At 73.8% G+C, this 26664-nt stretch carries 22 protein-coding genes; 9 read left to right on the top strand and 13 right to left on the bottom strand.

Going from position 1 to position 26664, the window contains the following annotated elements:
- Position 1: 1 nt before the first annotated feature.
- A complete protein-coding gene (gene leuS, locus CTE05_RS15570) occupies positions 2 to 2896 on the bottom strand; it encodes a leucine--tRNA ligase (RefSeq protein ID WP_146847227.1) in 2895 nt (964 codons plus the stop codon).
- 78 nt (positions 2897 to 2974) lie between these two features.
- Between leuS and CTE05_RS15565 the strand changes: the two genes are divergently transcribed.
- Complete coding sequence (locus CTE05_RS15565) at positions 2975 to 4720, top strand: helicase HerA-like domain-containing protein (RefSeq protein ID WP_146847226.1); 1746 nt, start codon at positions 2975 to 2977, stop codon at positions 4718 to 4720.
- On the opposite strand, the gene CTE05_RS15560 is transcribed toward CTE05_RS15565, so the two are convergent.
- From CTE05_RS15560 to CTE05_RS15540, 5 genes are all read right to left on the bottom strand, one after another.
- Positions 4658 to 5890, bottom strand: coding sequence for an MFS transporter (locus CTE05_RS15560; protein ID WP_146847225.1), 1233 nt, complete (start codon positions 5888 to 5890; stop codon positions 4658 to 4660). The genes CTE05_RS15565 and CTE05_RS15560 overlap by 63 nt on opposite strands.
- A gap of 86 nt (positions 5891 to 5976) precedes the next feature.
- Positions 5977 to 6654, bottom strand: coding sequence for a metal-dependent transcriptional regulator (locus CTE05_RS15555; RefSeq protein WP_146847224.1), 678 nt, complete (start codon positions 6652 to 6654; stop codon positions 5977 to 5979).
- A 25-nt stretch (positions 6655 to 6679) separates the two neighbouring features.
- A complete protein-coding gene (locus tag CTE05_RS15550) occupies positions 6680 to 8233 on the bottom strand; it encodes a D-alanyl-D-alanine carboxypeptidase family protein (RefSeq protein WP_186814894.1) in 1554 nt (517 codons plus the stop codon).
- 101 nt (positions 8234 to 8334) lie between these two features.
- Positions 8335 to 9951, bottom strand: a complete 1617-nt coding sequence (locus tag CTE05_RS15545; RefSeq protein WP_146847222.1) for a metallophosphoesterase family protein — start codon at positions 9949 to 9951, stop codon at positions 8335 to 8337.
- A gap of 30 nt (positions 9952 to 9981) precedes the next feature.
- Complete coding sequence (locus CTE05_RS15540) at positions 9982 to 10758, bottom strand: LLM class F420-dependent oxidoreductase (protein ID WP_146847221.1); 777 nt, start codon at positions 10756 to 10758, stop codon at positions 9982 to 9984.
- Positions 10759 to 10841: 83 nt separating this feature from the next.
- Between CTE05_RS15540 and CTE05_RS15535 the strand changes: the two genes are divergently transcribed.
- Positions 10842 to 11210 (top strand): VOC family protein, encoded by a 369-nt coding sequence (locus tag CTE05_RS15535; protein ID WP_146847220.1) that lies wholly within the window; start codon positions 10842 to 10844, stop codon positions 11208 to 11210.
- On the opposite strand, the gene CTE05_RS15530 is transcribed toward CTE05_RS15535, so the two are convergent.
- The gene (locus CTE05_RS15530) at positions 11197 to 11634 is read right to left on the bottom strand and encodes a MarR family winged helix-turn-helix transcriptional regulator (protein WP_146847219.1); all 438 of its coding nucleotides are present in this window, start codon (positions 11632 to 11634) and stop codon (positions 11197 to 11199) included. The two genes, CTE05_RS15535 and CTE05_RS15530, sit on opposite strands and share 14 nt — an antisense overlap.
- A gap of 56 nt (positions 11635 to 11690) precedes the next feature.
- Here CTE05_RS15530 and CTE05_RS15525 point away from each other — a divergent pair, with 56 nt between their 5' ends.
- A complete protein-coding gene (locus CTE05_RS15525; protein WP_146847218.1) occupies positions 11691 to 11894 on the top strand; it encodes a hypothetical protein in 204 nt (67 codons plus the stop codon).
- Here CTE05_RS15525 and CTE05_RS15520 read toward each other — a convergent pair.
- A complete protein-coding gene (locus tag CTE05_RS15520) occupies positions 11881 to 13647 on the bottom strand; it encodes a hypothetical protein (RefSeq protein WP_146847217.1) in 1767 nt (588 codons plus the stop codon). The two genes, CTE05_RS15525 and CTE05_RS15520, sit on opposite strands and share 14 nt — an antisense overlap.
- A 207-nt stretch (positions 13648 to 13854) precedes the next feature.
- Between CTE05_RS15520 and CTE05_RS20350 the strand changes: the two genes are divergently transcribed.
- Positions 13855 to 13998, top strand: coding sequence for a hypothetical protein (locus tag CTE05_RS20350; protein WP_186814893.1), 144 nt, complete (start codon positions 13855 to 13857; stop codon positions 13996 to 13998).
- Between the two features lie 41 nt (positions 13999 to 14039).
- Positions 14040 to 14915: a CHAD domain-containing protein gene (locus tag CTE05_RS15515; protein WP_146847216.1), complete on the top strand. Its 876-nt coding sequence runs from the start codon at positions 14040 to 14042 to the stop codon at positions 14913 to 14915.
- Here CTE05_RS15515 and CTE05_RS15510 read toward each other — a convergent pair.
- The 3 genes from CTE05_RS15510 to CTE05_RS15500 are packed head-to-tail and all read right to left on the bottom strand — an operon-like array spanning position 14912 to position 18884.
- Positions 14912 to 15553, bottom strand: a complete 642-nt coding sequence (locus CTE05_RS15510; RefSeq protein ID WP_146847215.1) for a CYTH domain-containing protein — start codon at positions 15551 to 15553, stop codon at positions 14912 to 14914. The two genes, CTE05_RS15515 and CTE05_RS15510, sit on opposite strands and share 4 nt — an antisense overlap.
- Positions 15554 to 15597: 44 nt before the next feature.
- Positions 15598 to 18144, bottom strand: a complete 2547-nt coding sequence (locus CTE05_RS15505; RefSeq protein ID WP_146847214.1) for an ABC transporter permease — start codon at positions 18142 to 18144, stop codon at positions 15598 to 15600.
- Positions 18144 to 18884, bottom strand: coding sequence for an ABC transporter ATP-binding protein (locus tag CTE05_RS15500; protein ID WP_146847213.1), 741 nt, complete (start codon positions 18882 to 18884; stop codon positions 18144 to 18146). The genes CTE05_RS15505 and CTE05_RS15500 overlap by 1 nt, the downstream gene beginning before the upstream one ends.
- 237 nt (positions 18885 to 19121) lie before the next feature.
- Here CTE05_RS15500 and CTE05_RS15495 point away from each other — a divergent pair, with 237 nt between their 5' ends.
- The 3 genes from CTE05_RS15495 to CTE05_RS15485 all read left to right on the top strand — a co-directional run bounded on the left by CTE05_RS15495 (position 19122) and on the right by CTE05_RS15485 (position 21998).
- The gene (locus CTE05_RS15495; protein ID WP_146847212.1) at positions 19122 to 20486 is read left to right on the top strand and encodes a DEAD/DEAH box helicase; all 1365 of its coding nucleotides are present in this window, start codon (positions 19122 to 19124) and stop codon (positions 20484 to 20486) included.
- 131 nt (positions 20487 to 20617) lie between these two features.
- On the top strand, positions 20618 to 21220 hold the full coding sequence (locus tag CTE05_RS15490; RefSeq protein WP_146847211.1) for a sulfite oxidase-like oxidoreductase: 603 nt from the start codon (positions 20618 to 20620) through the stop codon (positions 21218 to 21220).
- Between the two features lie 34 nt (positions 21221 to 21254).
- The gene (locus CTE05_RS15485) at positions 21255 to 21998 is read left to right on the top strand and encodes a ferredoxin reductase (RefSeq protein ID WP_146847273.1); all 744 of its coding nucleotides are present in this window, start codon (positions 21255 to 21257) and stop codon (positions 21996 to 21998) included.
- Between the two features lie 13 nt (positions 21999 to 22011).
- Here the strand turns inward: CTE05_RS15485 and CTE05_RS15480 are convergent, their stop codons facing one another.
- On the bottom strand, positions 22012 to 24693 hold the full coding sequence (locus CTE05_RS15480; RefSeq protein ID WP_146847210.1) for a phosphoenolpyruvate carboxylase: 2682 nt from the start codon (positions 24691 to 24693) through the stop codon (positions 22012 to 22014).
- A gap of 117 nt (positions 24694 to 24810) precedes the next feature.
- Here CTE05_RS15480 and CTE05_RS15475 point away from each other — a divergent pair, with 117 nt between their 5' ends.
- Positions 24811 to 25809 (top strand): ketopantoate reductase family protein, encoded by a 999-nt coding sequence (locus CTE05_RS15475; RefSeq protein WP_146847209.1) that lies wholly within the window; start codon positions 24811 to 24813, stop codon positions 25807 to 25809.
- Positions 25810 to 25885: 76 nt separating this feature from the next.
- On the opposite strand, the gene CTE05_RS15470 is transcribed toward CTE05_RS15475, so the two are convergent.
- A partial coding sequence (locus CTE05_RS15470) for an endo-1,4-beta-xylanase (RefSeq protein ID WP_186814892.1) occupies positions 25886 to 26664 on the bottom strand: 779 nt, incomplete at its 5' end.

Raw genomic sequence — 26664 nt, 5'->3', positions numbered from 1 at the left:
GTCAGGCCGGGACGACGTTGACGAGCTTCGGCGCCCGCACGATCACGGTGCGGACCCCGCGACCGTCGAGGGCCCGCTGCACGCCGGTGTCGGCCAGGGCCAGTGCGCGCAGGTCGTCGTCCGAGACGTCCGGGGCGACCTCGGCGCGGCCGCGGACCTTGCCCTGCACCTGGAAGATGCAGGTCACGGTGTCCTCGACCAGGTACGCCGGGTCCGCCACCGGGAACGGCTCGTAGGCGAGGGAGCGGTCGTGCCCCAGCCGCGACCACAGCTCCTCGGCCACGTGCGGCGCGACGGGAGCGGTCATCAGGACGAGCGCCTCGACGGCGGCGCGCGGCGTCGTCGGCAACGTCGTCAGGTGGTTGTTCAGGACGATCAGCCGGGAGATCGCCGTGTTGACCCGCATGGCGGCCATGTCCGCGGTCGTGTCGGCGATCGCACGGTGCAGGACCCTGAGCGTCTCGGTGGACGGAGCCTCGTCGGACACCACCGTCTCGCCGGTGCCCTCGTCGACGACGTTGCGCCACAGCCGCTGCAGGAAGCGCTGCGACCCGACGACCGCCCGGGTCTCCCACGGGCGGGAGAGGTCCAGCGGACCCATCGACATCTCGTACACGCGGAGCGTGTCGGCGCCGTACTCGGCGTACATGTCGTCGGGCGTCACCATGTTCTTCAGCGACTTGCCCATCTTCCCGTACTCGCGGTGGACGGGTTCGCCGTGCCAGCGGAAGCCGGTCTCGGACGTGGCGTCCTCGACGACCTCGCCGGCGGGCACGTGCACGCCACGATCGTCGGTGTAGGCGTACGCCTGGATGTAGCCCTGGTTGAACAGCTTGTGGAACGGCTCTCCGCTGGAGACGTGGCCCAGGTCGTGCAGGACCTTGTGCCAGAAGCGCGCGTACAGCAGGTGCAGGACGGCGTGCTCGACGCCACCGACGTACAGGTCGACCCCACCGATCGAGCCCGGCTCCTGCTCCCCGTGCCCCGGACCCATCCAGTACCGCTCGAGCGCGGGGTCGACCACGACGGAGTCGTTGGACGGGTCCAGGTAGCGCAGGTAGTACCAGCACGAGCCCGCCCAGTTGGGCATGGTGTTGGTGTCCCGGCGGTACTGCTTCGGGCCGTCGCCCAGGTCCAGCGTGACGTTGACCCAGTCGTCGTTGCGGCCCAGGGGCGGCTCGGGCGTGGAGTGCGCGTCGTCGGGGGCGAACGTGCGCGGCGAGTAGTCGGGCACGTCGGGCAGGTTGACCGGCAGCGCGGACTGCGGGACGGCCAGAGGCAGGTCGTGCTCGTCGTAGACGATCGGGAACGGCTCGCCCCAGTAGCGCTGCCGGCTGAACAGCCAGTCCCGCAGGCGGTAGGTGATCGTCCCCTCGCCGACGCCCTTCTCGGTCAGCCAGGCGGTGATCGCCGCCTTCGCCTCGGCCACGCCCAGACCGTCCAGCGTGATCTCCTCGTTCGAGGAGTTGATCGCCACGCCGTCGCCCGTCCGGGCACCCGGCTCGGTGCCCTCCGGGGCGTCGATCGTGTAGACGACCGGCAGGTCGAACGCCTCAGCGAACGCGAAGTCGCGAGCGTCGCCGCCGGGCACGGCCATGATCGCGCCCGTGCCGTAGCCCATGAGCACGTAGTCGGCGGTGAACACGGGCAGCAGCTCGCCGTTGACCGGGTTCGCGGCCAGGTGACCGGTGAACACCCCGGTCTTGCGGCCGGCGTCCGCCTGGCGCTCCACCGCGGTCTTCGCCGCGGTCTCGGCGCGGTACGACGCCACCGCGTCGGCGGGCGTGCGGTGCCCGACGGTCCACACGTCCTTCGTGCCGTCGGGCCACGCCGCGGGCACCTGGTCCAGCAGCGGGTGCTCCGGGGCGACGACGACGAACGTCGCACCGAACAGGGTGTCGGGGCGCGTGGTGAACACCTCGACCTGGTCGCCGCCCTGGACCGCGAACCGCACCCGCGCGCCGTTCGAGCGCCCGATCCAGTTGCGCTGCATCGCCTTGACCTTGTCGGGCCAGTCGATGTGCTCCAGGTCGTCGATGAGCCGGTCCGCGTACGCCGTGATGCGCATGTTCCACTGCCGCAGGCTGCGCTGGAACACGGGGAAGTTGCCGCGCTCGGACCGGCCGTCGGCGGTGACCTCCTCGTTGGCCAGCACCGTGCCCAGCCCCGGGCACCAGTTCACGGGCGTCTCGGAGACGTAGGCGAGGCGGTGCGTGTCCAGCACCCGGCGACGCTCCACGGCGTCCAGGCTCGCCCACTCCTCGCCGCGGGCACCCGAGTCGTACTCCGCGACGAGCTCCGCGATCGGGCGGGCGCGGCCGACCCCACCGTCGGGGCGCGGCGCCGTCTCGTCGTACCAGGAGTCGAAGATCTGCAGGAAGATCCACTGCGTCCAGCGGATGTAGTCCGGGTCGATCGTCGCGAACGTGCGGCGCGGGTCGTGCGCCAGGCCCAGCCGACGCAGCTGGCGCTGCATGATCACGATGTTCGCCTCGGTGGTGGTGCGCGGGTGCTGACCCGTCTGCACCGCGTACTGCTCGGCGGGCAGGCCGAACGCGTCGAACCCGAAGGCGTGCAGCACGTTGTCGCCCTGCATGCGGCGGAACCGCCCCACGACGTCCGTGGCGATGTACCCGAGAGGGTGCCCGACGTGCAGGCCCGCGCCCGAGGGGTACGGGAACATGTCCATCACGAAGTACGCCGGGCGCGCGGGGTCCGCGTGCCGGCCCTCGGCGTCGGTGAGACCGCCCGCGGGGTCGGCGGCGAAGAACGTGCCGCGGTCCGCCCACTCGTCCTGCCAGCGCAGCTCGATCTGCCGCGCGAGCTCCGGGGTGTACCGGAACGGGACGTCGTCGATGGCGGCGGTGGTGGCGATGGGGGCGTCCTGCGAGGTCACCCGGCGAGTTTACCGACCAGGCGTCACGACGCCGTACGCGGCCGGGTGGACGGCGACCGGCGGTCGTATGCTCCGGACATGTCGGACAGCACGCCGTCGTCGGCTCCCACCTCGTCCGCCGCAGACCTCGCCGCCCTGCGCGCCGCGGCCGCCCAGGCCGCCGCCGACGCCGCGGAGGCCAAGGCGCAGGCCGCTGCGGCCGCGCTGGCCGCGGCGGAGGCAGCGGCAGCGGCGACCGGGTCCCCATCGGTCCAGGCTCCGGCCGAGGCATCGGCCCCGGCGCTGTCCGAGCACGCCGCGCAGATCGTGGCGGGCTACACGTTCACCGGGCCGATGCTCCCGGTCGGTGCCCTCGTCGAGGACGACCTCGCGATCCCCGGCGCCCCGGTCGGCATCCCGCTCGCGATGATGAACCGTCACGGCCTGGTCGCCGGTGCGACCGGGACGGGCAAGACCAAGACGCTGCAGGTGCTGACCGAGGGCCTCTCGGCCGCCGGGGTGCCGGTGTTCGTCGCGGACATCAAGGGCGACCTGTCGGGACTGGCCGTCCCCGGGACGCCGAGCGAGAAGCTGCTGGCGCGCACCGCGAGCCTCGGGCAGGAGTGGGTCGCGACCGCGTCGCCGGTGGAGTTCTACAGCCTCGGCGGGCTCGGCGAGGGGACACCGGTGCGGACCACGGTGACGGACTTCGGACCGCTGCTGCTGGCCAAGGTGCTCGGGCTCAACGCCACGCAGGAGTCGAGCCTGGGCCTGATCATGCACTGGGCGGACACGCAGGGGCTGGCCCTGCTGGACCTCAAGGACCTGCAGGCGACGATCGCGTACCTGGTCAGCGACGAGGGCAAGCCGCTGCTCAAGGGCATCGGCGGGCTGTCGGCGGCGACCGCGGGAGTGATCCTGCGCGAGATCGTGTCGTTGCAGGGCCAGGGGGCCGACGCGTTCTTCGGCGAGCCGGCGTTCGACGTCTCCGAGCTGTTGCGGACCACCCCCGACGGGCGCGGCGTCGTCAGCGCGCTCGAGCTGCCTGCGGTGCAGGACCGGCCGGCCCTCTTCTCGACGTTCCTCATGTGGCTGCTGGCGGAGCTGTTCCAGGAGCTCCCCGAGGTGGGCGACCCGGACAAGCCGAGGCTCGTCTTCTTCTTCGACGAGGCGCACCTGCTGTTCACAGGCGCGTCGAGCGACTTCCTCACCCAGGTGACGCAGACGGTGCGGCTCATCCGCTCGAAGGGCGTGGGCGTCTTCTTCGTCACGCAGAGCCCGAAGGACGTGCCCGGGGACGTCCTGGCGCAGCTGGGCAACCGCGTGCAGCACGCGCTGCGGGCGTTCACCCCGGACGACGCGAAGGCGCTGCGGGCGGCGGCCCGGACGTTCCCGACGTCGCCCTACGACCTGGAGCAGCTGCTGCAGTCGCTGGGGACGGGCGAAGCCGTGGTGACGGTGCAGTCGGAGCGCGGCACGCCGACCCCGGTGGCGTGGACCCGGCTGCGGGCGCCGCAGTCGTCGATGGAGCCGATGCCCGCCGCCCAGCTGGCGGCGGCGGTCACGGCCTCTCCCCTGTCGGCGCGCTACGCGGTCGCCGTGGACCGGGAGTCGGCGTACGAGCTGCTCGCGGTGCGGGCGGAGAAGGCGCAGGAGGCTGCGCGCAAGCAGCAGGAGGCCGAGGAGGCGCAGGACCGCGCCGACGAGGCGGCACGGGAGGCGAAGAGGGCCGCCCCGCGCCGGTCGACCAGCCGGACGAGCCCGTTGGACAGCCTGCTGAGGTCAGCGGGCACTCAGCTCGGGCGTGAGATCACGCGCTCGATCTTCGGGACGCGCCGGCGCTGACCCGACGGGCACGGGACCGCGCCCGAACGCGAGCACGACGGCCAGGCCGACAGCGGTCAGCCCGGCACCGACCCAGGCCGGTGCCAGGTAGCCGAACCCCCCGGCGATGACGAGCCCGCCGGCGAACGCGCCGGCCGCGTTGCCGAGGTTCAGCGCCGAGTGGCACAGCGCCGCACCGAGCGACGGCGCGGCTGGTGACACGTCCATGAGGCGGGTCTGCAGCGACAGCCCGAGCACCTGCGACGTGACCCCGAGCAGCACCAGCGCGAGCACGGCGGGGACGGGTGACGCGCCGACCAGGGCGATGGCGACGAGCACGACGATGGTCGCGATCATCGAGCCGATCACCGTGCCGAGCACCGACCGGTCGGCGAGCCGTCCGCCGACCAGCGTCCCGATCGTCATGCCGATCCCGTACAGCGCGAGCACCAGGGGCACGAGCCCGATGCCCAGGCCGGTCACCTCCGTGAGCAGCGGCTTGACGTACGAGTAGACGGCGAACATGCCGCCGAACCCCACCGCGCCGGCGCCGAACGCGATCCAGAGCCGCCGGTTGCGCAGCGCGGCGAGCTCGGTGCGGACGGTGGTGCCAGGCGCCGACGGCAGCGACGGCGTCCACGCGTGCAGGGCCGCGAGGGTGACCAGGCCGAGCACGCCCACCCCGACGAACGCCCACCGCCACCCGACGGCCTGCCCGACGATGGTCGACAGCGGGACCCCGACGGCGCACGCCACCGTGAGGCCGGCCATCATCGCCGCGACCGCCCGGCCGCGCCGCTCGGGTCCCACGACCGCCGTGCCCATGACCGCGCCCACCCCGAAGAACGCGCCGTGGGGCAGCCCGGCGAGGAACCGCGCGAGGACGAGCCACCCCATGCTGGGCGCGAACGCGGACAGGACGTTGCCGACCGTGAACGCGACCATGAGCAGCAGGAGGAGCCGGCGCCGGTCGAGCCGCGCGCCGAGGGCCGCGAGGGTGGGTGCGCCGACGACGACCCCGAGCGCGTAGGCCGTGATGGCGTGCCCGGCGACGGGGATCGACACGTCCAGGTCGCCGGCGATCTCGGGCAGCAGGCCCATCGTCGCGAACTCGGTGGTGCCGATCCCGAACCCTCCGAGGGCGAGGGCGAACAGCGCGGCGCGCGAGCGCGCGGGCGACAGCGTGACCAACGAGAGCCCTCCGGACGAATCGATTCGATCGCGATGCGGAGTGCGTCGTCGTCAGCTCCGGTGGATGCCGACCAGCGTACGGGGTCTCAGACGGCCGGGACCAACCAGATGGCGCGCGCCGCCACCTCGCCGAGGTCGACCGTCGCCCCGGAGACCCGCACCGAGATCACCCCGGCGACCGTCCGGCGCTCGACCACCGTGACCGGCGCGTCGAGGAGCAGGTCGACGGACTCCAGGTAGCGCAGCAGGCCGGGGTCGGCGTCGGAGATCCGCGCGACCGCCCACTCCCCCGGCTCCACGTCCCACAGGACGCTGGCCGCGGGGATGTCGAGCGAGCCGTCGGAGCCGGGGATCGGGTCGCCGTGCGGGTCCCGCGTCGGGTGGCCGAGCCGGGCGGAGAGGCGCTCGACGAACAGGTCGGAGACCGCGTGCTCGAGGACCTCGGCCTCGTCGTGGACCTCGTCCCAGCCGTACCCGAGCATCTCCACGAGGAAGGTCTCGATGAGCCGGTGCCGCCGCACGACCGCGAGCGCGTGCCGCTCGCCGGCGGCCGTGAGCTCGACGGCGCCGTAGGGCTGGTGCGTGACGAGGCCGCTGTCCGCGAGCCGGCGGACGGTCTCCGAGACCGTGGACGCCCCGACGCCGAGGCGGGTGGCGAGCATCTTGGTGGTGACGGGCTGCTCCGACCACTCGCGGGCCGACCACACGACCTTGAGGTAGTCCTGGGTGACGGCGCTCAGCTCGGGGGTCGTCGGAGTGCTCACGTCGTCAAGCCTAGGGCTCAGGCGCTCACCAGCCGTCGACGCTCCAGTGCCACGGCTCGCCGGGCAGGTTCTCCAGCCCGTAGTCGGCTGCGTGCTCGGTGAGCCACAGGAACGCGGGCGACCCGGCACGCAGGACCTTCCCGTCGACCGTGAAGTCGAGCGCGAGGCCGCGCTCGTGGCGCGAGGTCCCCGGCGGCGCGGTCTGCGGGCGGCACGTCACGACGGAGGGATCGGCCTCGGTGGGGCTGCAGTTGGCGGCGCGCAGCGCGATCTGCTGGCTGGAGCTGCGCCAGCCCCAGGCCCGCAGGTCGATGCCGTCGGCCCGTGCGGTGGCCATCAGGACGTCGAGCGCGTCGGCGAGGCACGGGTGGACCCGCACACCGGACGCGGTGACGACCGTGTCCTCCTGCGGGACCGGCGCGGTCACGTCGTCGCAGTCCGTCGCCACCTGGCTGCGCGTCAGCAGCTCCGCCGGGACGTCGACGCGCCACAGCTCCTGGCCCGTCGCCGCGCTCAGCAGCAGCGCACCCTCCTCCAGGCGGAGCGTCGCGCCCGGGTGCCCCGGGGTCGCGCTCGCCCACAGCACACCACCGTCGGCGCCGGTCAGCACGACGTTCCCGTCCTCCTGGACGGCGAGACCCGTCGCGCCGGGGACCTCCGCAGTCCACACGACGGCGTCGTCGTACGCGAGCGTGAGCCCGTCGGGTCCCAGCCGCAGGTGCAGGTGCCCGTCCGGCGAGGTGAGCTGCCCGCCGACAGCGACCGGCGCGCCGCTGACCAGGGCGGACGGGCCGATCACGGTTCCCGTGCTCCACACGGCGGTCCCGGCGGCGTCGTACAGGACGAGGTCGCCGTCGTCCTGCAGGACCAACGACGACCCGGGGTGCCCGGCCGTGCGGCTGCGCCAGAGGCGGTCGCCGTCCGGGTCGGTGACGACGAGGTTGCCGTCCTCGCGCAGGGTGAGGCGTGAGCCCGGCTGCTCGGTGCCCGTCGACCAGCGCGTCGTGGCGTCCGGGCCGAGCAGGGCGACGTCACCGTCGTCGAGCACGAGGAGCGTGTGGCGGCCGTCGGGCGAGGACAGCGCGTCCCCAGGTCCGAGCACGCCGCCCGACGGCAGGATCGAGGGCCGGACGGCCGTGCCCGACTCCCACACCTGCACGCCCTGCGGGTCGAGCACGACGAGGTTGCCGTCGTCGCGCAGGACGAGCCGCGAGCCGACCGTCGCGGGGGCGTCGGGCCGCCACCCGACGGTGCCGTCCGGTGCGGTCAGCGTGACGTCGCCGCTCTCGGCGACGACCAGGGACGAGCCGGGCTCCGCAGGACCGGACACCCAGCGGGGGTCCGGCTCGGCTCCGAACAGGGCGAGCACCCCGTCGGGCTGGACGACGAGCGTCTGCGAGCCGTCCGCGGAGACGAGCCCCTCGCCCGACTGCAGCGTCTCTCCTGGCCGCAGCTCTCCCTCGCCGGACGAGGCGGAGGCCGTCGGGGCGAGCACGAGGGTGCCGACCAGCACGCAGGCGCTGATCAGGGCGGTGCGGACGGCGGGACGCGCCAGCGCGTCCCGCTCCCGACCGCTCACGACACGGCTCCCCGGGTCACCTACCCACCCCCCTCGCACGGACCGACCTGACAACGACTCAGGTCGGCACGCACCTCCACCCTAGGTCAGCGTGACGCAGATCACACGGGTGAAGGACCGACGGCCGGCGGCACGATCGCGGCGGGCCACTGCAGCCGCGGCGAGACGGTGGCGCTCGTGTCCGGTCGTACCTGGACGAGCTGGTAGTCGACGAACCGTCGCGTGTCCGGGCTCCACCGCAGGACGGTCATCTCGGCGACCCCGTTCAGGGGTCCGACGGTCGGTTGGCCGAGCGTCGCGCCGGCGGTGCTCGAGCTGATGTACCGCACGGCACGGTCCACCCGCTCGGGTCCGTAGCGCCGGTGCAGGTGGCCCGAGACCTGCGCCGGCACGCAGCCGTCGTCCAAGGCCCGCTGGCCGACCGCGGGGGTGTGAATCAGGAGCAGGTCGACACCGTCGTCGTCGTCGCACGCGACCTCGGCGAGGCGCTCGGCCTGCTCGGCCGCGGTCTCCTTGCCGGCCTGCGCGGTGCCGCCGGCGCCGACCCGCGTCTCGTTCGGGTCGCTGTCGCCCAGGATGCGCAGACCGTCCACCTCGACCACGGACCCGTCCAGCACGGTGGCGCCGGCGCGCGCGTAGTTCTTCGACGTCTCGGCGGAGTCGTGGTTGCCGGGCGACGTCACCAGCTCCACACCGTCGGGCACCGCACGCGCGAACGTCGTCACGCAGTACTGCTCGACCGACGTGCCGTTGATCGTGGTGTCTCCCGCGTCGAGGACCACGTCGGCGTCCGCAGCCTCGACGACCGTCCGGATCAGGGGTGCCATCCCGACGTTGCAGTGCAGGTCGGAGACGACGACGACCGTGACCAGGTCCTCGTCACCGGCCGCCTCCCTCGCCGTCGGCGACGGGCTGCCCGTCGCGGACGGCTCCGCGAGGAGCGCCTGCCGCTCGTCCCAGGCGACCTGGAGCGACGCGTTCGCCTCCGCGTAGAACGTCTCGTTCTTGCGCAGCTCGGCGACGACCTGCCCGCCGTAGGTGTCGATGACACCACCGAGCCGGCCGGTCACCCGGGCACCCTCGAGGGGCGTGCCGTCGAACACGGCCGACGCGCGCTGCGACACCGCCGGCCGGTCACGTCGCCCGACGCTCGACGTCACGACCGTGCCGACGAGCGCGACGACGACGACCCCGACGACGACCGCCCGCAGGTGCGGTCGCACGTGGTCGTGCAGCTCCGCCCGGCGCGCCGCACCGACCAGGAAGCGCACCAGGTACCACCCGCCGACCAGCACGACCAGCGCCAGCACGGTCCGCTCGAGCGCCTCGACAGCCAGCGCCCGGCCCACGTCCTGGATCGTCGCCTCCGGACCGGAGAAGAACTGCAGGTAGCTCTGCAGGTCCCCGCTGAGCGCGGCGAGGGTCCGGGCCGGGTTCAGCTCGGTGACCGAGGCGGGGATCTCCTGCACGGTCACGCGGACGCCGAGGGTCAGCGGCAGCGGGGACTCGATCTCGAGCGTGCCGAGCGGACCGAGGTCGATCGTCACCGTGTGGTCGGTCGTCACGTCGTACCGGGCCTCGTGCGGGCCGAGGCTGCTCTCGACGGACGCCGTCGTGATCCCGAAGGTGAGCGCGACGAGCACGGCAGCGACCAGCAGGAGGACCCGCGGCCACCACCGTCGCTCGGCGCGCACCTCGGGGCTGCTCGGGTCGCTCATCGCACCCGAGCCTATGCGGGAACGGGCAGGTCAGCCCTGCGCGTCGCGCCAGGCCACCCACTCGGCCGCGAGCGACAGGTCGTAGTCCGGCCCGCCGGTGCCGACCGTGAACAGCGTCACGCCCGCGGCGACGAGCGCGTCGGCGACCTCGCTGGGCGGCGCCCCGACGCCGACGGACCGCTCGACCAGGTTGGCCGTGTCCCGGCCGACGTCGGCACCGTGCTCGTCGAGGATCGCGCTCTTGCGCACCAGGGTGTCGACGTCGCCGAACGAGTGCCACTGGTCGGCGTGCTCGGCCACGACCCGCAGCGTCTTGCGCTCGCCACCGCCGCCGATCATCACGGGGATCTGGCGCGTCGGCGCCGGGTTCGACGCCGCCCAGCGGGCCTTGATGCGCGGCATCGACTGGGCCAGGTCCGCGATCCGCGAGCCGGCGGTGCCGAACTCGTAGCCGAACTGGTCGTAGTCCTTCTCGAACCAGCCCGCGCCGATGCCGAGGAGGAGGCGACCGCCGCTGATGTGGTCGACCGTGCGGGCCATGTCGGCCAGGAGCTCGGGGTTGCGGTAGGAGTTGCAGGTCACGAGCGCGCCGATCTCCACCCGGCTGGTCTGCTCCGCCCAGGCGCCGAGCATCGTCCAGCACTCGAAGTGCTTGCCGTCGGGATCCCCGCTGAGCGGGAAGAAGTGGTCCCAGTTGAAGATGATGTCGACACCGAGGTCCTCGGCGCGGCGGACCGCGTCCCGGATCTGGGCGTAGTCGGCGTGCTGGGGCTGGAGCTGGACTCCGATGCGGATGGGGTGCGTCATGGGTCGAGCCTAGGTTGGCGGGACAGGACCTGACCTCTTCTGCGAGGAGGCTGGGTCCACGACCTGACCGAAGGAGTGTCTCGATGGACATGAAGCTGGAGCTCGTCCCCGTCCCGGTGACCGACATCGACCGCGCGAAGGCCTTCTACGTCGACCAGGTGGGCTTCGTCGCCGACCACGACGTGCCGGTCGACGAGAACCTGCGGTTCGTGCAGCTCACCCCGCCCGGCTCGGCGTGCTCGATCGTGCTCGACGTGAACCTCACGGCCATGCCCGCCGGGGCCCAGCAGGGCCTGCAGGTGGTCGTCGACGACGCGGACGCCGCCTACGCGTACCTGGTCGGGCGCGGGGTCGCCGCCGAGCCCGTGGTCGACTTCCCGTGGGGGCGGTTCACGTTCTTCGCGGACCCCGACGGCAACCGGTGGTCCGTGCAGCAGATCATCCGGAGGTAGGCGCCGTCGCCGCGATGAGCAGCTCCGCCGCCGCGCGGATCTGCTCGATCTGCTCGGGCGTGAGCCCGAGGCCCGCCACCATCGCGGCGGGGATCCCGACGGCCGAGGCCCGCAGGGCGCGCCCCGCGTCGGTCACGACGATGTCGAGGGCGCGCTCGTCCTGCGGCGCGCGCTCGCGACGGACCAGTCCCATGGCCTCCAGCCGCTTGACCAGCGGTGACGCGGTGGCGGGCTCCAGGTGCAGCAGCGCGGCGAGGTCCTTCAGCGAGAGCCGGCCGTACTGCCAGAGCGCGAGCATCGTCAGGTACTGCGGGTGCGTCAGGCCGAGCGGCTCGAGCAGGGGACGGTAGAACGCGACGAGACCGCGGGCCGCGGCGGACATGCTCAGGCAGACCTGGGCCTCGACGGCGAGCGGATCGTCCATCCCCCCATCGTAGGTCGTGCGCATATAGTTAGGGCACGAACTACCTAGGAGTGCTCGTGCCGAAGAAGAAGCGCCGTGACCTGACCGAGTGGTGGCTGACCTACCTGGGTCCCGCGCAGGTGGGCAACATCCGCGGGCCGCGCACGGTGCTCACCGACGACGAGATCGCCCGCAACACCGAGCTCCAGCAGCAGTTCGACCGCGTCGTCGACGCCTCCGGCCGGACGTTCCTGGTCGAGCGCGGGACTACTGGTACGTGACCAGGTCCGGCACCGGCTGCACCTGATAGGTCTGCGCGGGCTCCAGCATGGGGACGTCCTCGTCGTAGAAGTTCTTCCACCCCCAGTGCACGGGCGGCGCGTCCGTGCGCAGCGCGTTCCACGTCCCCGCCTTCGCCGGCTGCGAACCCTGGCCGTCGACGTGGATCACCACCGCCAGCTCGTCGTGGGACGTGTCGAGCCGGGCGCGGTCCTGGATCATCCGGCCCGCGAACTGGTGCAGCACGAACATCTTCTGCGGCAGGGCGCGCTGGGCCGTGAAGTCCGCCAGCCAGGCCGACACGCCGTTGACCTCGTCGATGCCGACGGAGCCGATCTGACGCAGGTGCACCTGGTCCGGGGCGAGGCGCCACTCCGGGTCGAGGGCGAGCCCGACGTACGGGAGCGCCAGGAGGTCGGCGTACCGCTGCGCCTGCGTGAGGAAGTCCGTGCGACCGGGCTGCAGGTCCAGGACCACCGCGAAGCCCGCGGCGCCGGCGGCCTCCACCAACGGGCGCAGCTCCTCCACCGGCCGCTCCTGGGAGTAGTTCCCGTCGTCGCCCGGTCCCGCCGACGCGATCGTGGCGATGATCTCCACCGCCGGCACGACGACGTCCGCGGTGAGGGTCCGGTACGGCGCCGCCGTCGCGTCGGCCCGGGCCAGCGTCGCGGGCACGTCCTGCTCCCCCAGCACGCCGAGCGCCCTCGACCCGGGCGTGCCGTAGAGCGCGACGTACTTCTTGCCCGGCACGCCGGGGACCTGCGGGAACACGAGCTGCCCACCGCCGCCGAGGAGCACGCCCGTCGAGGCGGCGGCCATCCGGCGCGCCAGCCGGTCCGGCGGTCCGAACGCCGCCCCGAGGGCGATCGTGTGGTCCGGGGCTGCCGCGGCGATCGCCTGCACCCCGGGCGTCGTGGCCCGGGGGTCGCCGCCGGGCGTGTCCAGCACGGGCACCCCGGCCGCTCGGAGCGTCGCGAGCGCGGCGAGGGGGTCGACGCCGACGCCCGTGAGCGCGACGGTGCCGGCGACCGCGGCCGCCGGCCGGGTCCGCGGGAGCACCGCGCCGGGCGAGGGTGACGGGGTCGACGGCGGCCGGGCGGTGGCGGACCGGGTCGGGGATGCCGTCGGACCGGCGCTCGCTGTCGGGCTCGGGAGCGCACCGGGGACGACGAGCACTGCCGGTCGTGGTCCGGTGAGTGCACGGACCGCGCCGGGCTCCCCTCCCGCGGGCACCTCGGCCGGCGCCCCGAACCGTGCCCCGGTGGCCGACCGCAGGGCGTCGGGGCCCGCGCCGGCCGCGACCGGGACGACGGTCACACCGCTCGGAGGCTCGAACGTGACCGGTCCGACCGCGAGCACCGCGTCGGCGTCGAGCCGCTCGAGCTCGGCGACCAGCGGCGCAGGGTCGATCCCCGGGCCGGTCAGCAGGACGGGGGCGCCGAGGGCCACGCCCGCGGAGGCGGCGGTGAGCTGGGCGGCGACGTCGTCGACGGGGGCGACGACCACCACGGGGGCCCGGACGAACACGGCGCGCGACGCCTCGATCGCCGCGTCCGGCGCGGTGGCGGCGGGCAGGACCGTCGTGGCGTCGGCCGGGGCGCCGACCTGGGCGGAGACCGGCGTCGGGGTCGGCGTGGCGCTGGGCGTGGGCGAACTCGTGGTCGGGGTGGGCCCGACAGCGTCCCCGTCGTCCGTGCAGCCCGCGAGCGCCAGCAGGGCCACCACGGACAGGACCGCGGCGGCGCGTCGACCCATCGGCACTCTTCTACCTCCAGGTCGCGGTCGACCGCCAGCATACGAGGGGACCACCAGGCGGACCACGTCTCCGTCGCCGCCGACCCCCGTCACCGCCGGGGCACCCTGCCGCGCGACCCCGCGTCGCTGTCCCGGGCCGCGTTCGCGCTGCTCGTCGTCGCGCTGCGGCAGGGTGAGCGGCCGGCGATCGCGACGGAGACCCGCGGCGTGGGCTCCGGTCCGCGGACGGTGCACCGGCCCGTCGCACTCGGCCGTCGGGACGCCGTCTCGCCGTGCCGTGCTGGGGTGTGCCTGCTCGTGGTCCTCGTGACCTGGCGCATCGGGGTGCTGCGCACGTGGTGGACGGTCTGACGTGCCGCGCGAGGGGCCAGGCCGCGTGCCAGGCTCGGCACATGGGATCCGCGGGCGAGGTCGTGCAGGCGTACGTCACGGCCCAGGTCGAACGGCTCCTCGCGTCCGTCCCCGAGGTCCGGGCCGGGGACGACGACGCCGTGCACGACGCCCGCGTGGCCACCCGACGCCTGCGCGCGGCGCTCTCCGTGTACCGACCGGTGCTGGACCGCGACGTCACCGACCCGCTGCGCGGCGAGCTCGCGGAGCTGGGTCACGTGCTCGGCGCGGCCCGGGACGCCCACGTCGAGGGCCACGCGCTGCGGCGCAGGCTCGAGCGGGAGGACCCCTCGCTCGTCGTCGGTCCCGTCGAGCGACGGATCGAGGAGGACCGCTCCGCCGCCCGGCTGCTCGCGCAGGACCGGGTGGACGCCTGGTTGGCGTCCGCGCGGTTCGGTGAGCTCGTCGCGACCCTGGTCCCGGACCTGCCTACCGGTCCCCGGGCTCCGGACGACGCGGCCACGGTCCTCCCCCGCCACGCCCGCCGCGCGTGGGACCGCCTCGACCGCACGCTGGAGGTCGCCGCGTCTGCCGCTCCGGGCGAGGACCGCGACGAGGCCCTGCACGAGGTCCGCAAGGCGGCGCGCCGCGCCCGGTACGCGAGCGAGGTGGCCGCCGCGGTCGTCGGAGCGCCGGCGCGGCGCAGCGCGAAGCGGGCGCACCGCGTCCAGGAGATCCTCGGCGCGCAGCACGACGCGGTGACCAGGCAGGAGACGCTGCGTCGGCTCGCCCACCAGGCCGACCTCGACGGGGAGAGCACCTTCACCTACGGGCGTCTGCACGCGCTGGAGCAGCGCGCCGGGGAGGCGGCACAGGAGGCCGCCGAGACGCCGTTGCGCCGCGTCGCCGGACGCGGGCACCGCCGCTGGATGCGCTAGTCGGAGGTCTCGCCGGCGCGGTGGTTGTGCCCGAGGCTCTCCAGGAACCGCGGGCCGCGGGCGGCCAGCTCCGCCTCGTACGCGGCCGACCAGGTCCCGTACGGGGAGCCCGCCAGCGAGTCGTTGGAGAACCGCGGGTCCGAGGTGACCTCCGTGACGCAGAAGGCGGGGATGGTCAGGTCGGTGACGGGTCCGCCGCGCTCCACCTCGGCGATCATCAGCGGCGCGTTGCCGCCCGCGAACGTGTCGACCACCCAGCCGTCGTCGCCGAGCCACACCGAGTGGCGGGTCTTGGCCACGCGGGCGCCGCCGCGACGGACCAGCTCGATCCCGACCGAGACGTCAAGCTCGCGTTCGGCCTCGTAGCGGGTGCCCTCGTTCATGGGCCCCTTCACCGTGATGGCGCAGAAGTCCATCTGGTCGGCGTACCGGTCGAGGATCGCCAGCTCGTCCAGGCCGCGGTCCAGGACGAGCCCCGCGACGGTCGCCTGCACCCGGACGCGGATGGCGAATCCCGCGTCCGCCAGGACGTAGCTCTGCACGATGAGGGCCGGCGAGGCGTCGAGCAGGTCCGCCGGCACGTCGCGCGCCCAGAAGCGACGCTCGAACTCGAAGTCGCCGTACCCGGTGTCGCTCACCCCCCGAGGCTATCGGCCCAGGTCACCGCTGGCCCGGACATCCGCTACTCGGTGCTCACCGCGTCGAGGACCGGCAGCCGCGCGGCCCGGACCGCGGGCCACAGCGCGGCGACGACCCCGACGACCACCGCGAGCGCGAGCATGAGCGCCAGGCTCGCCCACGGCACCGCGAGCGTCCGCAGCCCGACGTCGGAGAAGACCGTCGGCAGCGTCGCGGCCAGCGCGACGCCCATGACGAGCCCGACGGTGGTGCCGAACACCGCGGTGAGCACCGACTCCAGGGTGATCGTGCCGCCCAGCTGGAGCCGGCCCAGACCGACCGCGCGGAGCAGCCCGATCTCGCGGGTCCGCTCGATCACCGACAGGGCGAGCGTGTTGACGATGCCGAGCACCGCGATGACGACCGACAGCCCCAGCAGCGCGTAGAGGATGACGAGCACCCGGTCCACCTGCGCGGCCAGGTCGGACACGAACTCCTCGCTGTCCATGACGGAGACGACGACGTACGGGCGGACCGCCTCGGTGAGCTCGTCGCGCAGCGCCGCGACGTCGGCGCCGTCCGCGGCCGTGACGAAGACCGTGGTCACCCGCTGCTCGTCGGGCGGGAACAACGGGTCCAGCACGTCCTGCGACACGACGAACGGCACCCCGAACGCGGGCGAGTCGATGACCGCACCGATCGTGAGGGTCTGCGAGCCCGACGAGCCCACGACCGTGAGCTCCTGCCCGAGCGTCCAGTCCTCGTCGTCCATCGTGGTCCGCTGCACCGCCACCTCGCCCGCCTCGAGCGCGGCGGGGAAGTCGCCCTCGACGACCTCGGTGCGGATGCTGCGGCCGACGGCTGCGGGGTCGATGCCGGTGGCGGCGAACAGGACGTCGCCCACCAGCACGCTGGCGGTCGCGAACGTGTCGGCCGCCTGCACGTCGGGCAGCGCCCGGACGTCGGTGACCGCCTGCTCCGGCACGGTGCCCTGCGCGGCCCCGCGCAGGATGTAGTCGGTGGTGGCCTCCTGCGTGACGATGGCGCTGGTCGACGCCTGCGTGGTGGCCGCGATCACGGCGGCGGCACCGACGAGGGCCATCCCGACCATGAGGGCGCCTGCCGTGTTGGCCGTGCGCCGCGGGTTGCGGGTGACGTTGCCGCGCGCGAGCGGCCCCACCGGCCGCCAGGCGGCGAACGGCGCGGAGACCACCCGCAGGAACCCGCGCGCCAGCACGGGCGAGGCGGCGAGCACGCCGAGCACGATCGCGCCGGCGCCGGTGCCGAGCACCGCCCCCGCCTGGTCCGCGGTCGGGTCGAGGAGCGCGACGAGCACGGCGGCGAGGCCCAGCACCACGAGCGCGATCCCCACGACGGCACGCCTGGTCAGGGACCGCTCCGGCAGCGTCACCTCGTCGCGCAGCGCCTCCACCGGCGGCACGAGCGCGGCCCGGCGGGCCGGCAGCGCGGCGGCCAGCACGCTCACGAGCGTCCCGACGAGCACCGAGACCGCGAGGGTGAACCCGTCCAGCGGCACACGCCCGGTGAGCTCCATGCCGAACCGGCCGAGCACCTCGCGCAGCACCACGACGAGCCCCAGCCCACCGGCCACGCCGAGGACCGCGCCGACCACGCCCACGATCGCGGCCTGGAGCACGATCGACGTGAACACCTGCAGCGGCGACGCGCCGACGGCGCGGAGGAGGGCGAGCTCCCGGGTCCGCTGACGGACCCACATGGAGAACGTGTTGGCGATGATGAAGCCGCCGACGAACAGGGAGATCCCCGCGAACACCAGCAGGAACGTCGTGATGAACCCGAGGACGGTGAGGATGTTCTCCGTCGACTGCTCGCGCACCTCGTCCCCCGTGACCGCCTCCGCGGGGACGTCCGTCGCGGCGAGGACGGGCGTCAGCCGGTCCACCAGCTGCTGCTCGGTCAGCCCGTCGTCCGCGAGGACGGAGATCGTCGCCACCGTCCCGTCCGGCGCGAACGCCGCCTCGGCGGTCGCCGCGTCGAGGAAGACGACCGTGGCGCCGGCCAGCGCGGCACCGAGCCCGACCTCCCCGACGACCGTGACGGGGCGGACCTGCCCGCCGACCACCACGCTGGTCGCGTCACCGATCGCGAGCCCCGACGCGGCCAGGGTCGCCGACTCCACCGCGATCTCCTCACCGTCCGCGGGCGCCCGGCCGTCGACGATGTCCACCGCACGGTCGCGCGGGTCGAAGGAGAACGCGAAGCTCGGCGCCTGGGTGCTCTGCACCGCGGTGCCGTCCGCCCCGACCAGGACGAGCGGTCCCTGCACGTCGGGCAGGACCGAGGCCACCCCGTCGACCGCCTCGAGCTCGTCGACCAGGGTCAGCGGCACGGGGTTGCGCACCTCCGGGCTGATCCGGTCCGGACCGCCCGTGCCGCCGGCCTGCTCGGAGCCGCGGACGTACGCGTCGCCGAGGGTCGTCGTCGCGACGATGTCGGTGAAGGTGGAGCTGAGCATGGTCCGCAGCGCGAACGTGCCGGCGACGAACGCCACCCCGAGCGCGACCGCGAGCACCGACAGGCAGAACCGCACGAGGTGCGCCCGCACCCCGCGCAGCGCGACCCGGACCATCAGGCCGCGCCGACGCGGATCGCCGTGAGCGCCGCCAGGACCGTCTCCGCCGTCGGGTCCCGCAGCTCGCCGACCAGCCGACCGTCCGCCAGGAACAGCACCCGGTGCGCGTAGCTGGCCGACGTCGGGTCGTGCGTGACCATCACCACGGACTGGCCGAGCTCGTCGACGCTGCTGCGCAGGAAGCCCAGGACCTCCGCCGCGGACGTGCTGTCGAGGTTGCCGGTGGGCTCGTCGGCGAACACGACGGCAGGCCGTGCGACGAGCGCCCGCGCGCACGCCACGCGCTGCTGCTGCCCGCCGGACAGCTCGCTCGGCTTGTGCCCGAGCCGGTCGGTGAGCCCGAGCGTCTCCACGACGAGGTCGAGGTGGGCGCGGTCGACGTGCCGCCGCGCGATGTCGAGGGGCAGGGTGATGTTCTCCAGCGCTGTCAGGGTGGGCACGAGGTTGTACGCCTGGAAGACGAACCCGATCCGCGTCCGGCGCAGCGCCGTCAGCTTCCGCTCGGACATGCTGCTCACCGTCTGGCCGTCGACGACGACGGTCCCGGACGTCGGGCGGTCCAGCCCCGCCAGGCAGTGCATGAGCGTCGACTTGCCCGACCCGGACGGGCCCATGATCGCGGTCAGCTCCCCGCGGACCAGCTCGACGTCGACCCCGTCGAGCGCCCGGACGGACGTCTCCCCCGCACCGTAGACCTTCACCAGGTCGTGTGCGGAGGCGATCACAGGAGCGGACATGCGGGGGCGTTCCTCCTCGTCAGGCGGGCGTCTGCCACCGATCGTGCCTTGTGACGCTCACCACCGCGAGCCACGTGTCGGCATCCGGTGTGAGAGGGTAGGCGTACCAAGGGCTGCGCGAACCTGCGCGCCCCGCGTCGTGGAGGTCCCCCGGAGCACCCGCTCTGGTTGCTCTGGCGGCGGACCCCGACCAAGCCCCGAGAGGCTCTACCTGTGACTTCCTTCGCCGATCTCGGCATGCCCTCTGCCCTGTCCACCGCACTGACGGCGCAGGGCATCACCGCCCCCTTCCCCATCCAGACCGCCACGCTGCCCGACTCGCTGGCCGGCCGGGACGTCCTCGGCCGCGGCCGAACGGGCTCCGGCAAGACGCTCGCGTTCGCGCTGCCGCTCGTCGTGCGCATCGCCGCCACCGCCGGCAAGGGCAAGGCCCCCCGCCGCCCCCGCGCCCTCGTGCTGGCCCCGACGCGCGAGCTCGCCTCGCAGATCGACGCGACCATCGCGCCGCTGGCCAAGGTGCTCGGCCTGAACACGACCGTGATCTTCGGTGGCGTGTCCCAGGGCAAGCAGACCTCCGCGCTCAACGGCGGCATCGACATCGTCATCGCCTGCCCGGGCCGGCTCGAGGACCTCCTGAACCAGAAGGCCCTCACGCTCGACGACGTGCAGATCACCGTGCTCGACGAGGCCGACCACATGGCCGACCTCGGCTTCCTGCCCGGCGTGAAGCGGATCATGGACAAGACCCCGAAGCAGGGTCAGCGCCTGCTCTTCTCGGCCACCCTGGACAAGGGCGTCGACCAGCTCGTCAAGCGGTACCTGACCTCGCCGGTCGAGCACTCCGTCGACAGCGCCGAGTCCCCCGTCGCCGCCATGACGCACCACCTGTTCGAGGTGCGCGACGCCGACGCCAAGAAGCAGGTCGTCCACCACCTCGCCTCCGGCACGGGCCGCCGTGTGCTGTTCATGCGCACGAAGCACCAGGCGAAGAAGCTGGCCAAGCAGCTCACCATGGACGGCATCCCCGCCGTTGACCTGCACGGCAACCTGGCGCAGGGCGCCCGCGAGCGGAACCTCGAGGCGTTCTCCTCCGGCGCCGTGCGCGTCCTGGTCGCCACCGACATCGCCGCGCGCGGCATCCACGTCGACGACATCGAGCTCGTCGTGCACGTGGACCCGCCGGCCGAGCACAAGGCGTACCTGCACCGTTCCGGCCGGACCGCGCGGGCCGGGTCGGGTGGCGACGTCGTCACGATCGTCCTGCCGGAGCAGCGCGGCGACGTCCGCCAGCTGACGCGCGCCGCCAAGATCACGGCGACGCCGAAGCCCGTCTTCCCCGGTGACGCGACGCTCACGCGCCTCGTCGGCGAGGTCGCCGAGCCCGTGAAGTACGTCGCCCCGCCTGCTCAGCCCACCACCGGTGGCGGCGGGGGCGGCGGCGGTCGTGGCCGTGGGCGCGGTCGCGGTGGTGCCCCTGCGGCTGCCGCTCCGGCCGCGGGCTCCGGCCAGCGTCGCCGTCGCGGCGGCAGCGGTCGCGGCACCGGCGGCGGCTCCGGCGCGTCCAGCTCCGGCGGCCCGCGCGTGGTGTACTCGCGCGGCTGACGTCCCTGCAGTTCAGAGGCCGGTCCGGAACGTCGGGCCGGCCTCTGGCGTATCCCCCGGGCCTGGCCGCATGATGATCCGGAGCGTCTCCGACACCCGGGAGTGAGCATGTCGAACCGCACGGCGTCCTGATGGCGATCATCTCCCGCGGGTTCCGCGGCAAGCGTGAGGTCGACCCCCGGATCCCGCCCGGGCAGTACCTCGAGCGCGGCTTCCCCGTGCTGTCGGCCGGCCCGACGCCGCGCGCCGACCTGGCCACCTGGACGTTCTCGATCACCGCGGGCGGGGCGCCGCGCGCCAGCTGGACCTGGTCCGAGCTGACGCACCTGCCGCACGACGACATCGTCAAGGACATCCACTGCGTCACCAAGTGGAGCAAGCTCGACTCCGTGTGGCGGGGCATCTCGCTGGACACGCTGCTCGACGGCGTCGAGATCGCGCCCGAGGAGCAGTACGTCATGGCGCACTGCGACGGCGGCTACACGACCAACGTGCCGCTCGCGGACCTGCGCGGCGGCAAGGCCTGGATCGCCTACCAGTACGACGGCGCCCCGCTGCCGCCCGAGCACGGCGGTCCGGCGAGGCTGCTCATCCCGCACCTGTACTTCTGGAAGTCGGCCAAGTGGGTCCGCAGCCTCGACCTCATGACCGAGGACACGTGGGGGTTCTGGGAGCGGCTCGGGTACCACGCCTACGGGGACCCGTGGAAGGAACAGCGGTACTGGGGTGACTGACGAACGTGCCGGCTCCCTCTATGCGTTGCCGTGGATGGTCGGCACCCTGGTCTCCCGCACCGCCGAGACACCCACCGCGATGACGCTCGAGCTCGACGTCCCCGGCTGGCGCGGCGCTCTCGCGGGCCAGCACGTCGACGTCCGCCTGACCGCGGAGGACGGCTACTCCACGCAGCGCTCCTACTCCCTGGCCTCCCCCGGCACGATGGGGCTGCCCGGGGTACCGCCCGACCCCGCGATGCACGACAGCCGGATCGCGCTCACCGTGCAGGTGGTCGACGACGGCGAGGTCTCCCCCTACCTGACCGAGGACCTGCAGGTGGGCGACGAGATCGAGCTCCGCGGCCCTGTCGGGCACTGGTTCGTCTGGCAGCCCACCGACCCGCACCCCGTCCAGCTCATCGGCGGCGGGTCCGGTCTCGTGCCGCTCATGTCGATGCTGCGCACCCGGCGGCTCGCAGGGAGCCGGGCACCGTTCCGGCTGGCCGTCTCGGTCCGCACCCCCACCGACGCGATCTACGCCGACGAGCTCGAGACCTTCGACGACGTCGAGGTCACCCGCGTGTGGACCCGCCGGGGCCCGGACGGGTGGACCGGCCCGGTCGGCCGGATCGACGCCGCGCTGCTCGAGGCCGTCTGCTTCCCGCCCGACGAGCGCGCGCACGTGTTCGTGTGCGGGCCGACGCCGTTCGTCGAGTCCGTCGCCGACACCCTGGTCGACCTCGGCCACGACCCGGAGCGCATCCGCACCGAGCGGTTCGGACCGACGGGCCCGTAGGGACGACGGGTGCTCAGCCGGTGTTCTGCAGACCCGCGGCGACGCCGTTGACGGTGAGCAGCAGGAGCCTGCGCAGGTCGTCGGCCTGCTCGGGAGCCTCGCCGGTGCGCAGCCCGCGCAGTGCCCGCAGCTGGAGCAGGGACAGCGCGTCCACGTAGGGGCTGCGCAGCTGGACCGCCCGGCCGAGGATCCGCCGGCGGGACAGGATCGCCTCGCTCTGCGTGATGGCGAGCACCCACTGCCGGGTCAGGGCCATCTCCTCGAGCACGAGCCCGGCCAGGTCGTCGCGGTCGCCGAGCGCCAGGTACCGCTCCGCGATCCGCTCGTCGGTCTTGGCCAGCGACATCTCGACGTTGTCGATCATCGTGGTGAACAGCGGCCACTGGGCGTACGCCTCGCGCAGCTCGTCCAGGTCACCGGTCGCCGCCAGCGCGGAGCCCAGGCCGTACCAGCCGGCCAGGTTGATCCGCGCCTGCGACCAGCTGAACACCCACGGGATGGCCCGCAGGTCGTCCAGCGACTCGACCGACAGGCCGCGACGGGCGGGGCGCGAGCCGATCGGCAGCAGCCCGACCTCCTCGAGCGGCGTGACCTCGGCGAACCACTGCGGGAAGCCCGGCGCCTTGACCAGCTCGTGGAACCGGACCCGGGACGCCTCGTCGAGCTGTGCGGCGAGGGACGCGAACCGCTCGGTGGCCGCGGAGTTGCGGCGCTCGACCGAGGGCGCCCCGGCCAGGAGCGTCGCCGCGGCGACCTGCTCGATGTGCCGAGCGGCGATCACAGGGTCGCCGTAGCGGGCGAAGATGACCTCGCCCTGCTCCGTGAGCTTGAACCGTCCGTCGACGGACCCCGGGGGCTGCGCGAGCAAGGCGCGGTTGGCCGGACCGCCACCGCGGCCCAGCGCGCCGCCGCGACCGTGGAACAGCGTGAGGACGATGTCGTTGCGCCGTGCCCACTCCGTGATGCGGCGCTGCGCGGCGTCCAGCGTCAGTGTGGCCGAGACCGGCCCGACGTCCTTCGAGGAGTCCGAGTAACCGAGCATGACCTCGACGCGACGGCCGTTCTCCGCGAGCCGGCGCTGCACCTGCGGGAGCGCCAGGGCGCCCTCCAGGATGTCGACCGACGCCTCGAGGTCCGCGAACGTCTCGAACAGCGGGATGGCGTCGATGACGGGCGCGTCCACCCCGGCGAACGCGATCTCCGCGAGCTGGTACACCGCCGCGAGGTGCTCGGCGGACTGCGTGAACGACACGATGTAGCGGCGGGCGGCGAGCACGCCGTACCGGCGCTGCACGGCGCCGATGGCGCGGAACGTGTCGAGGACCTCGACCGTGCGCGGCTCGAGCGTGCCGTCGACGCCGTTCTTCGCCAGGTCCGCCAGCGCACCGGCGTGCACCTGCGAGTGCTGCCGCACCTCGAGCTCGGCCAGGTGGAACCCGAAGGTCTGCACCTGCCAGATGAGCCTCTGCAGGTCGCCGTAGGCGGCACGCGTCGCACCGGCCTCCGCCAGGGAGCGCTGCACGACCTCGAGGTCGGCCTCCAGCTCCGTGGCAGCGCCGTAGCCGAGGTCGGCGTTGCGCGTCCGCGTCGCCGCGATGCGCTCGGCCAGGAAGTAGACGACCCGACGGTGCGGCTCGTTGGGGGCGTCGCCCGCGATCCGCGTGGCCAGCGACGCGGACAGGCCACGCTGGCGCTGCCAGAGGGCGCCCAGCTCGGCCGAGCCGGGGGTGCCGGACGCATCGAGGGTGAGCCCGTGCGCCGTCTTGCGGGCCGAGGACTCGAGCTCCAGCAGGGCGTGCTCGGAGGCCATGGCCGCGGCGGTCTCGGTGATCTCGGCCGTCACGTTCGGGTTGCCGTCGCGGTCCCCGCCGATCCACGTCCCGAGCCGGGCGAACGAGCGGACGGCCGGAGCCGTGGTGCCCGCGGCGTCGGCCAGCAGCCAGTCGTCGAGGCGGCGGTAGACGGCCGGCAGGACGTCGGCGAGCGTCGCCTCGAACACGTTGATGACCGTGCGGACCTCGTCGAGCACCGACGGCTTGGCCTCGCGGAGCGGGGCGGTGCGCCAGAGCGTGTCGATCTCGCTCAGCAGGCGCCGGTCGTTCTCCGCCAGCGACATCCCGCCGGTGTAGCGCAGGTCGCGCTCCGCGACGAGCTCCGCGATGCGGCGGATCGCGCTGGACACCGCGCGGCGACGCGCCTCGGTCGGGTGCGCGGTGAACACCGGCCGGAACTCGAGCTCCGCGAGCCGCTGGCGGGCGACGTCCTCGCCCACCTCGTCGGCCAGCTGCGCGACCGCGGAGGGCAGCGAGTCGTCCGGTGCGAGGTGGTGCGGCAGGAGGTTGGCCTCGCGGTCCCGCAGGACGCGCACCCGGTGGAACTCCTCGGCGGTGTTGGCCAGGTGGAAGTAGCAGGTGAACGCCCGCGCGACCTCCTCGGCGCGGGCGAGGGTGAACCCCGCGACGAGCTCCTCGGCCTGCGCCAGCGCGTCGGCGTCCGGGCCGTTGTGCGCCCGGATCGCGAGCTCGCGCAGGCGCTCGACGTCGGCCAGCAGGTCCTCGCCACCGGCCTCGCGCAGCACGCGGCCGAGGAACTCGCCGAGCACCCGGACGTCGTTGCGCAGCGGCTCAGGGACCTCGTGGCTCACGGGGGCGGCAGGACTCTGCGCGGTGTCGCTCGCGGAAAGGGGTGCGGTCACGGGCCAAAACTAAGGCACGTCGCCGGATCCGGTCTCCGCAGTCCGAGCGATGGGCAGTGTGACGTGGCCGACGACGTCCGCAGGCGACCGGCACCGGTGACGTGCGACGGTGTCCCGGTGCGACACATCATCATCGGGACGGGCGCGGTCGGCGGAGTGATCGGCGGGCTGCTGGCCGGCGCGGGCAAGGACGTCGTCCTCGTCGCCCGCGGCCCTCAGCTGGAGGCCCTGCGGACCGGCGGGCTCGAGGTCACGACGGCCGCCGGCACCGTGCGCGTGCACCCGCCGGTCGCCGCGGGGCCGCAGGACGTCGACCTGCACCCGGACGACGTGCTGGTCCTGGCCGTCAAGAGCCAGGACACCGCCGTCGCCCTAGAGGCTTGGGCGGACCGCCCCGTGTCCGGCGGCGGGACCGCGGCCGAACGGCTCACCGTGGTCTGCGCGCAGAACGGCGTCGACAACGAGCGGGCGGCGCTGCGCCGGTTCGCCGGGGTCGTCACGATGTGCGTCTGGCTGCCCGCCACCTATCTCGAGCCCGGTCGCGTCTCCGCGGGCGGCACGCCGGTGCCGGGCGTCCTGACCCTCGGTCCGGCGGCACCGTCGTCGGCCGGCGACGACGTCCTCGCGGCGCTCGCCGGCGACCTGACGGACGCCGGCTTCCGTGCCCCCGTGGACGTCGACGTCATGGCGTGGAAGTACCGGAAGCTGCTCTCGAACCTGGCCAACGCCGTGGAGGCGCTCTGCGGCACCGCGCGCGACGACGCGGCCGCCGAGCTCGTCGACCGCGCCCAGGCCGAAGGGCTCGCGACGCTGCGTGCCGCCGGGATCGCCGTGCTGGACGACTCCGTGCACGATGCCGCACGCGCCGACTTCCGGATGAGCCGGCTGCCCGGGCTCGAGCACACCGGCGGGTCGTCCTGGCAGTCGCTCGTCCGCGGGACCGGGTCGATCGAGGCGGACCACCTCAACGGCGAGATCGTGCTCCTCGGCCGCCTGCACGGCGTCCCGACCCCCGTGAACGCGGTCCTGCAGCGGCACGCCCGGCAGGCGGCCACCTCGGGAGCGACGCCGGGATCGACCGCGGCCGACGTGCTGCTGCGCGAGGCCACCGCCTGAACGCCGGAGCGGGCGCAGCCCCTCGGTGAGGTGCCACGCCCGCTCCGCTCTCGGTCTCGGTCTCGGTATCAGTCCGTCAGGAGGCCGAGCACGTGACGCTCGGCCACGTCCAGTTGCCACCGTGCTGGACGGTGAAGCCGAACGACGTCGTCTGGCCGGCGGACAGCGCGCCGCTGCCGTTCGGTCGCATGGTCATGACGTTGCCCGAGGAGTCCCACGTCGGCGACCCGCTCCACGTCGCGATGATCCGCTGCGGGCTGCGGACCGTGACGGTCGACTGCCAGCTGCTGATGTTCGAGTTGGCCCGGATGGTCACCGTGCCGTTGAAGCAGTCGCCCCACTTCTGCCCCTCGGAGTACGTCGCCGTGCAGCTGCCGCCGCCGGTGGGCGGAGGCGTCGTCGGGGGCGGAGTCGTCGGGTTCGGGGACGTCGGGTTCGGGGTCGGGGTGGTGGTCCCGCCCGCGTTCAGCTGGTTGAGCACGCTGGTGTAGGCGGCCTTCTTGTTACCGGAGCCGTCGAAGAGCAGCGGGGTGCCCGACGCGCGCCACGAGTCGCTGTCCCGGACGCCCCACACCGTGATGCCGGTGCACCGCGCGACGGACAGGCAGGCCTGGACGACGCCCTGGTACTGCTGCGCCTGGGAGCTGCCGGAGCCCTCGATGTCGAGCTCGGTGATCTGCACGTCCACGCCCAGGGCGGCGAAGTTGCGCAGGGTCACGTCGTAGTTCGACGGCACCGGGTTGCCCGAGTTGAAGTGCGCCTGGAAGCCGACGCAGTCGATCGGGACACCGCGGGACTTGAAGTCCCGGACCATGGTGTAGACGCCCTGGGTCTTGGCGTGGGACCAGTTGTCCG

Origin of the sequence: Cellulomonas terrae (assembly GCF_007990265.1) — a bacterium.
Lineage (GTDB): Bacteria > Actinomycetota > Actinomycetes > Actinomycetales > Cellulomonadaceae > Cellulomonas > Cellulomonas terrae.
The sequence above is the reverse complement of the archived record's forward strand: the minus strand, read 5'-3'. Positions and strand labels throughout refer to the sequence as shown.

Bases quoted from the DNA above. Each gene is read 5' to 3' on its own strand.
- CTE05_RS15485 (WP_146847273.1), top strand. From the start codon at position 21,255: ATGGTCGGCACCCTGGTCTCCCGCACCGCCGAGACACCCACCGCGATG.
- CTE05_RS15520 (WP_146847217.1), bottom strand. From the start codon at position 13,647: ATGGGTCGACGCGCCGCCGCGGTCCTGTCCGTGGTGGCCCTGCTGGCG.
- CTE05_RS15490 (WP_146847211.1), top strand. From the start codon at position 20,618: ATGGCGATCATCTCCCGCGGGTTCCGCGGCAAGCGTGAGGTCGACCCC.
- CTE05_RS15535 (WP_146847220.1), top strand. From the start codon at position 10,842: ATGGACATGAAGCTGGAGCTCGTCCCCGTCCCGGTGACCGACATCGAC.
- CTE05_RS15530 (WP_146847219.1), bottom strand. From the start codon at position 11,634: ATGGACGATCCGCTCGCCGTCGAGGCCCAGGTCTGCCTGAGCATGTCC.
- CTE05_RS15515 (WP_146847216.1), top strand. From the start codon at position 14,040: ATGGGATCCGCGGGCGAGGTCGTGCAGGCGTACGTCACGGCCCAGGTC.
- CTE05_RS15565 (WP_146847226.1), top strand. From the start codon at position 2,975: ATGTCGGACAGCACGCCGTCGTCGGCTCCCACCTCGTCCGCCGCAGAC.
- CTE05_RS15495 (WP_146847212.1), top strand. From the start codon at position 19,122: ATGCCCTCTGCCCTGTCCACCGCACTGACGGCGCAGGGCATCACCGCC.
- CTE05_RS15505 (WP_146847214.1), bottom strand. From the start codon at position 18,144: ATGGTCCGGGTCGCGCTGCGCGGGGTGCGGGCGCACCTCGTGCGGTTC.
- CTE05_RS15545 (WP_146847222.1), bottom strand. From the start codon at position 9,951: ATGAGCGACCCGAGCAGCCCCGAGGTGCGCGCCGAGCGACGGTGGTGG.
- CTE05_RS15500 (WP_146847213.1), bottom strand. From the start codon at position 18,884: ATGTCCGCTCCTGTGATCGCCTCCGCACACGACCTGGTGAAGGTCTAC.
- CTE05_RS15540 (WP_146847221.1), bottom strand. From the start codon at position 10,758: ATGACGCACCCCATCCGCATCGGAGTCCAGCTCCAGCCCCAGCACGCC.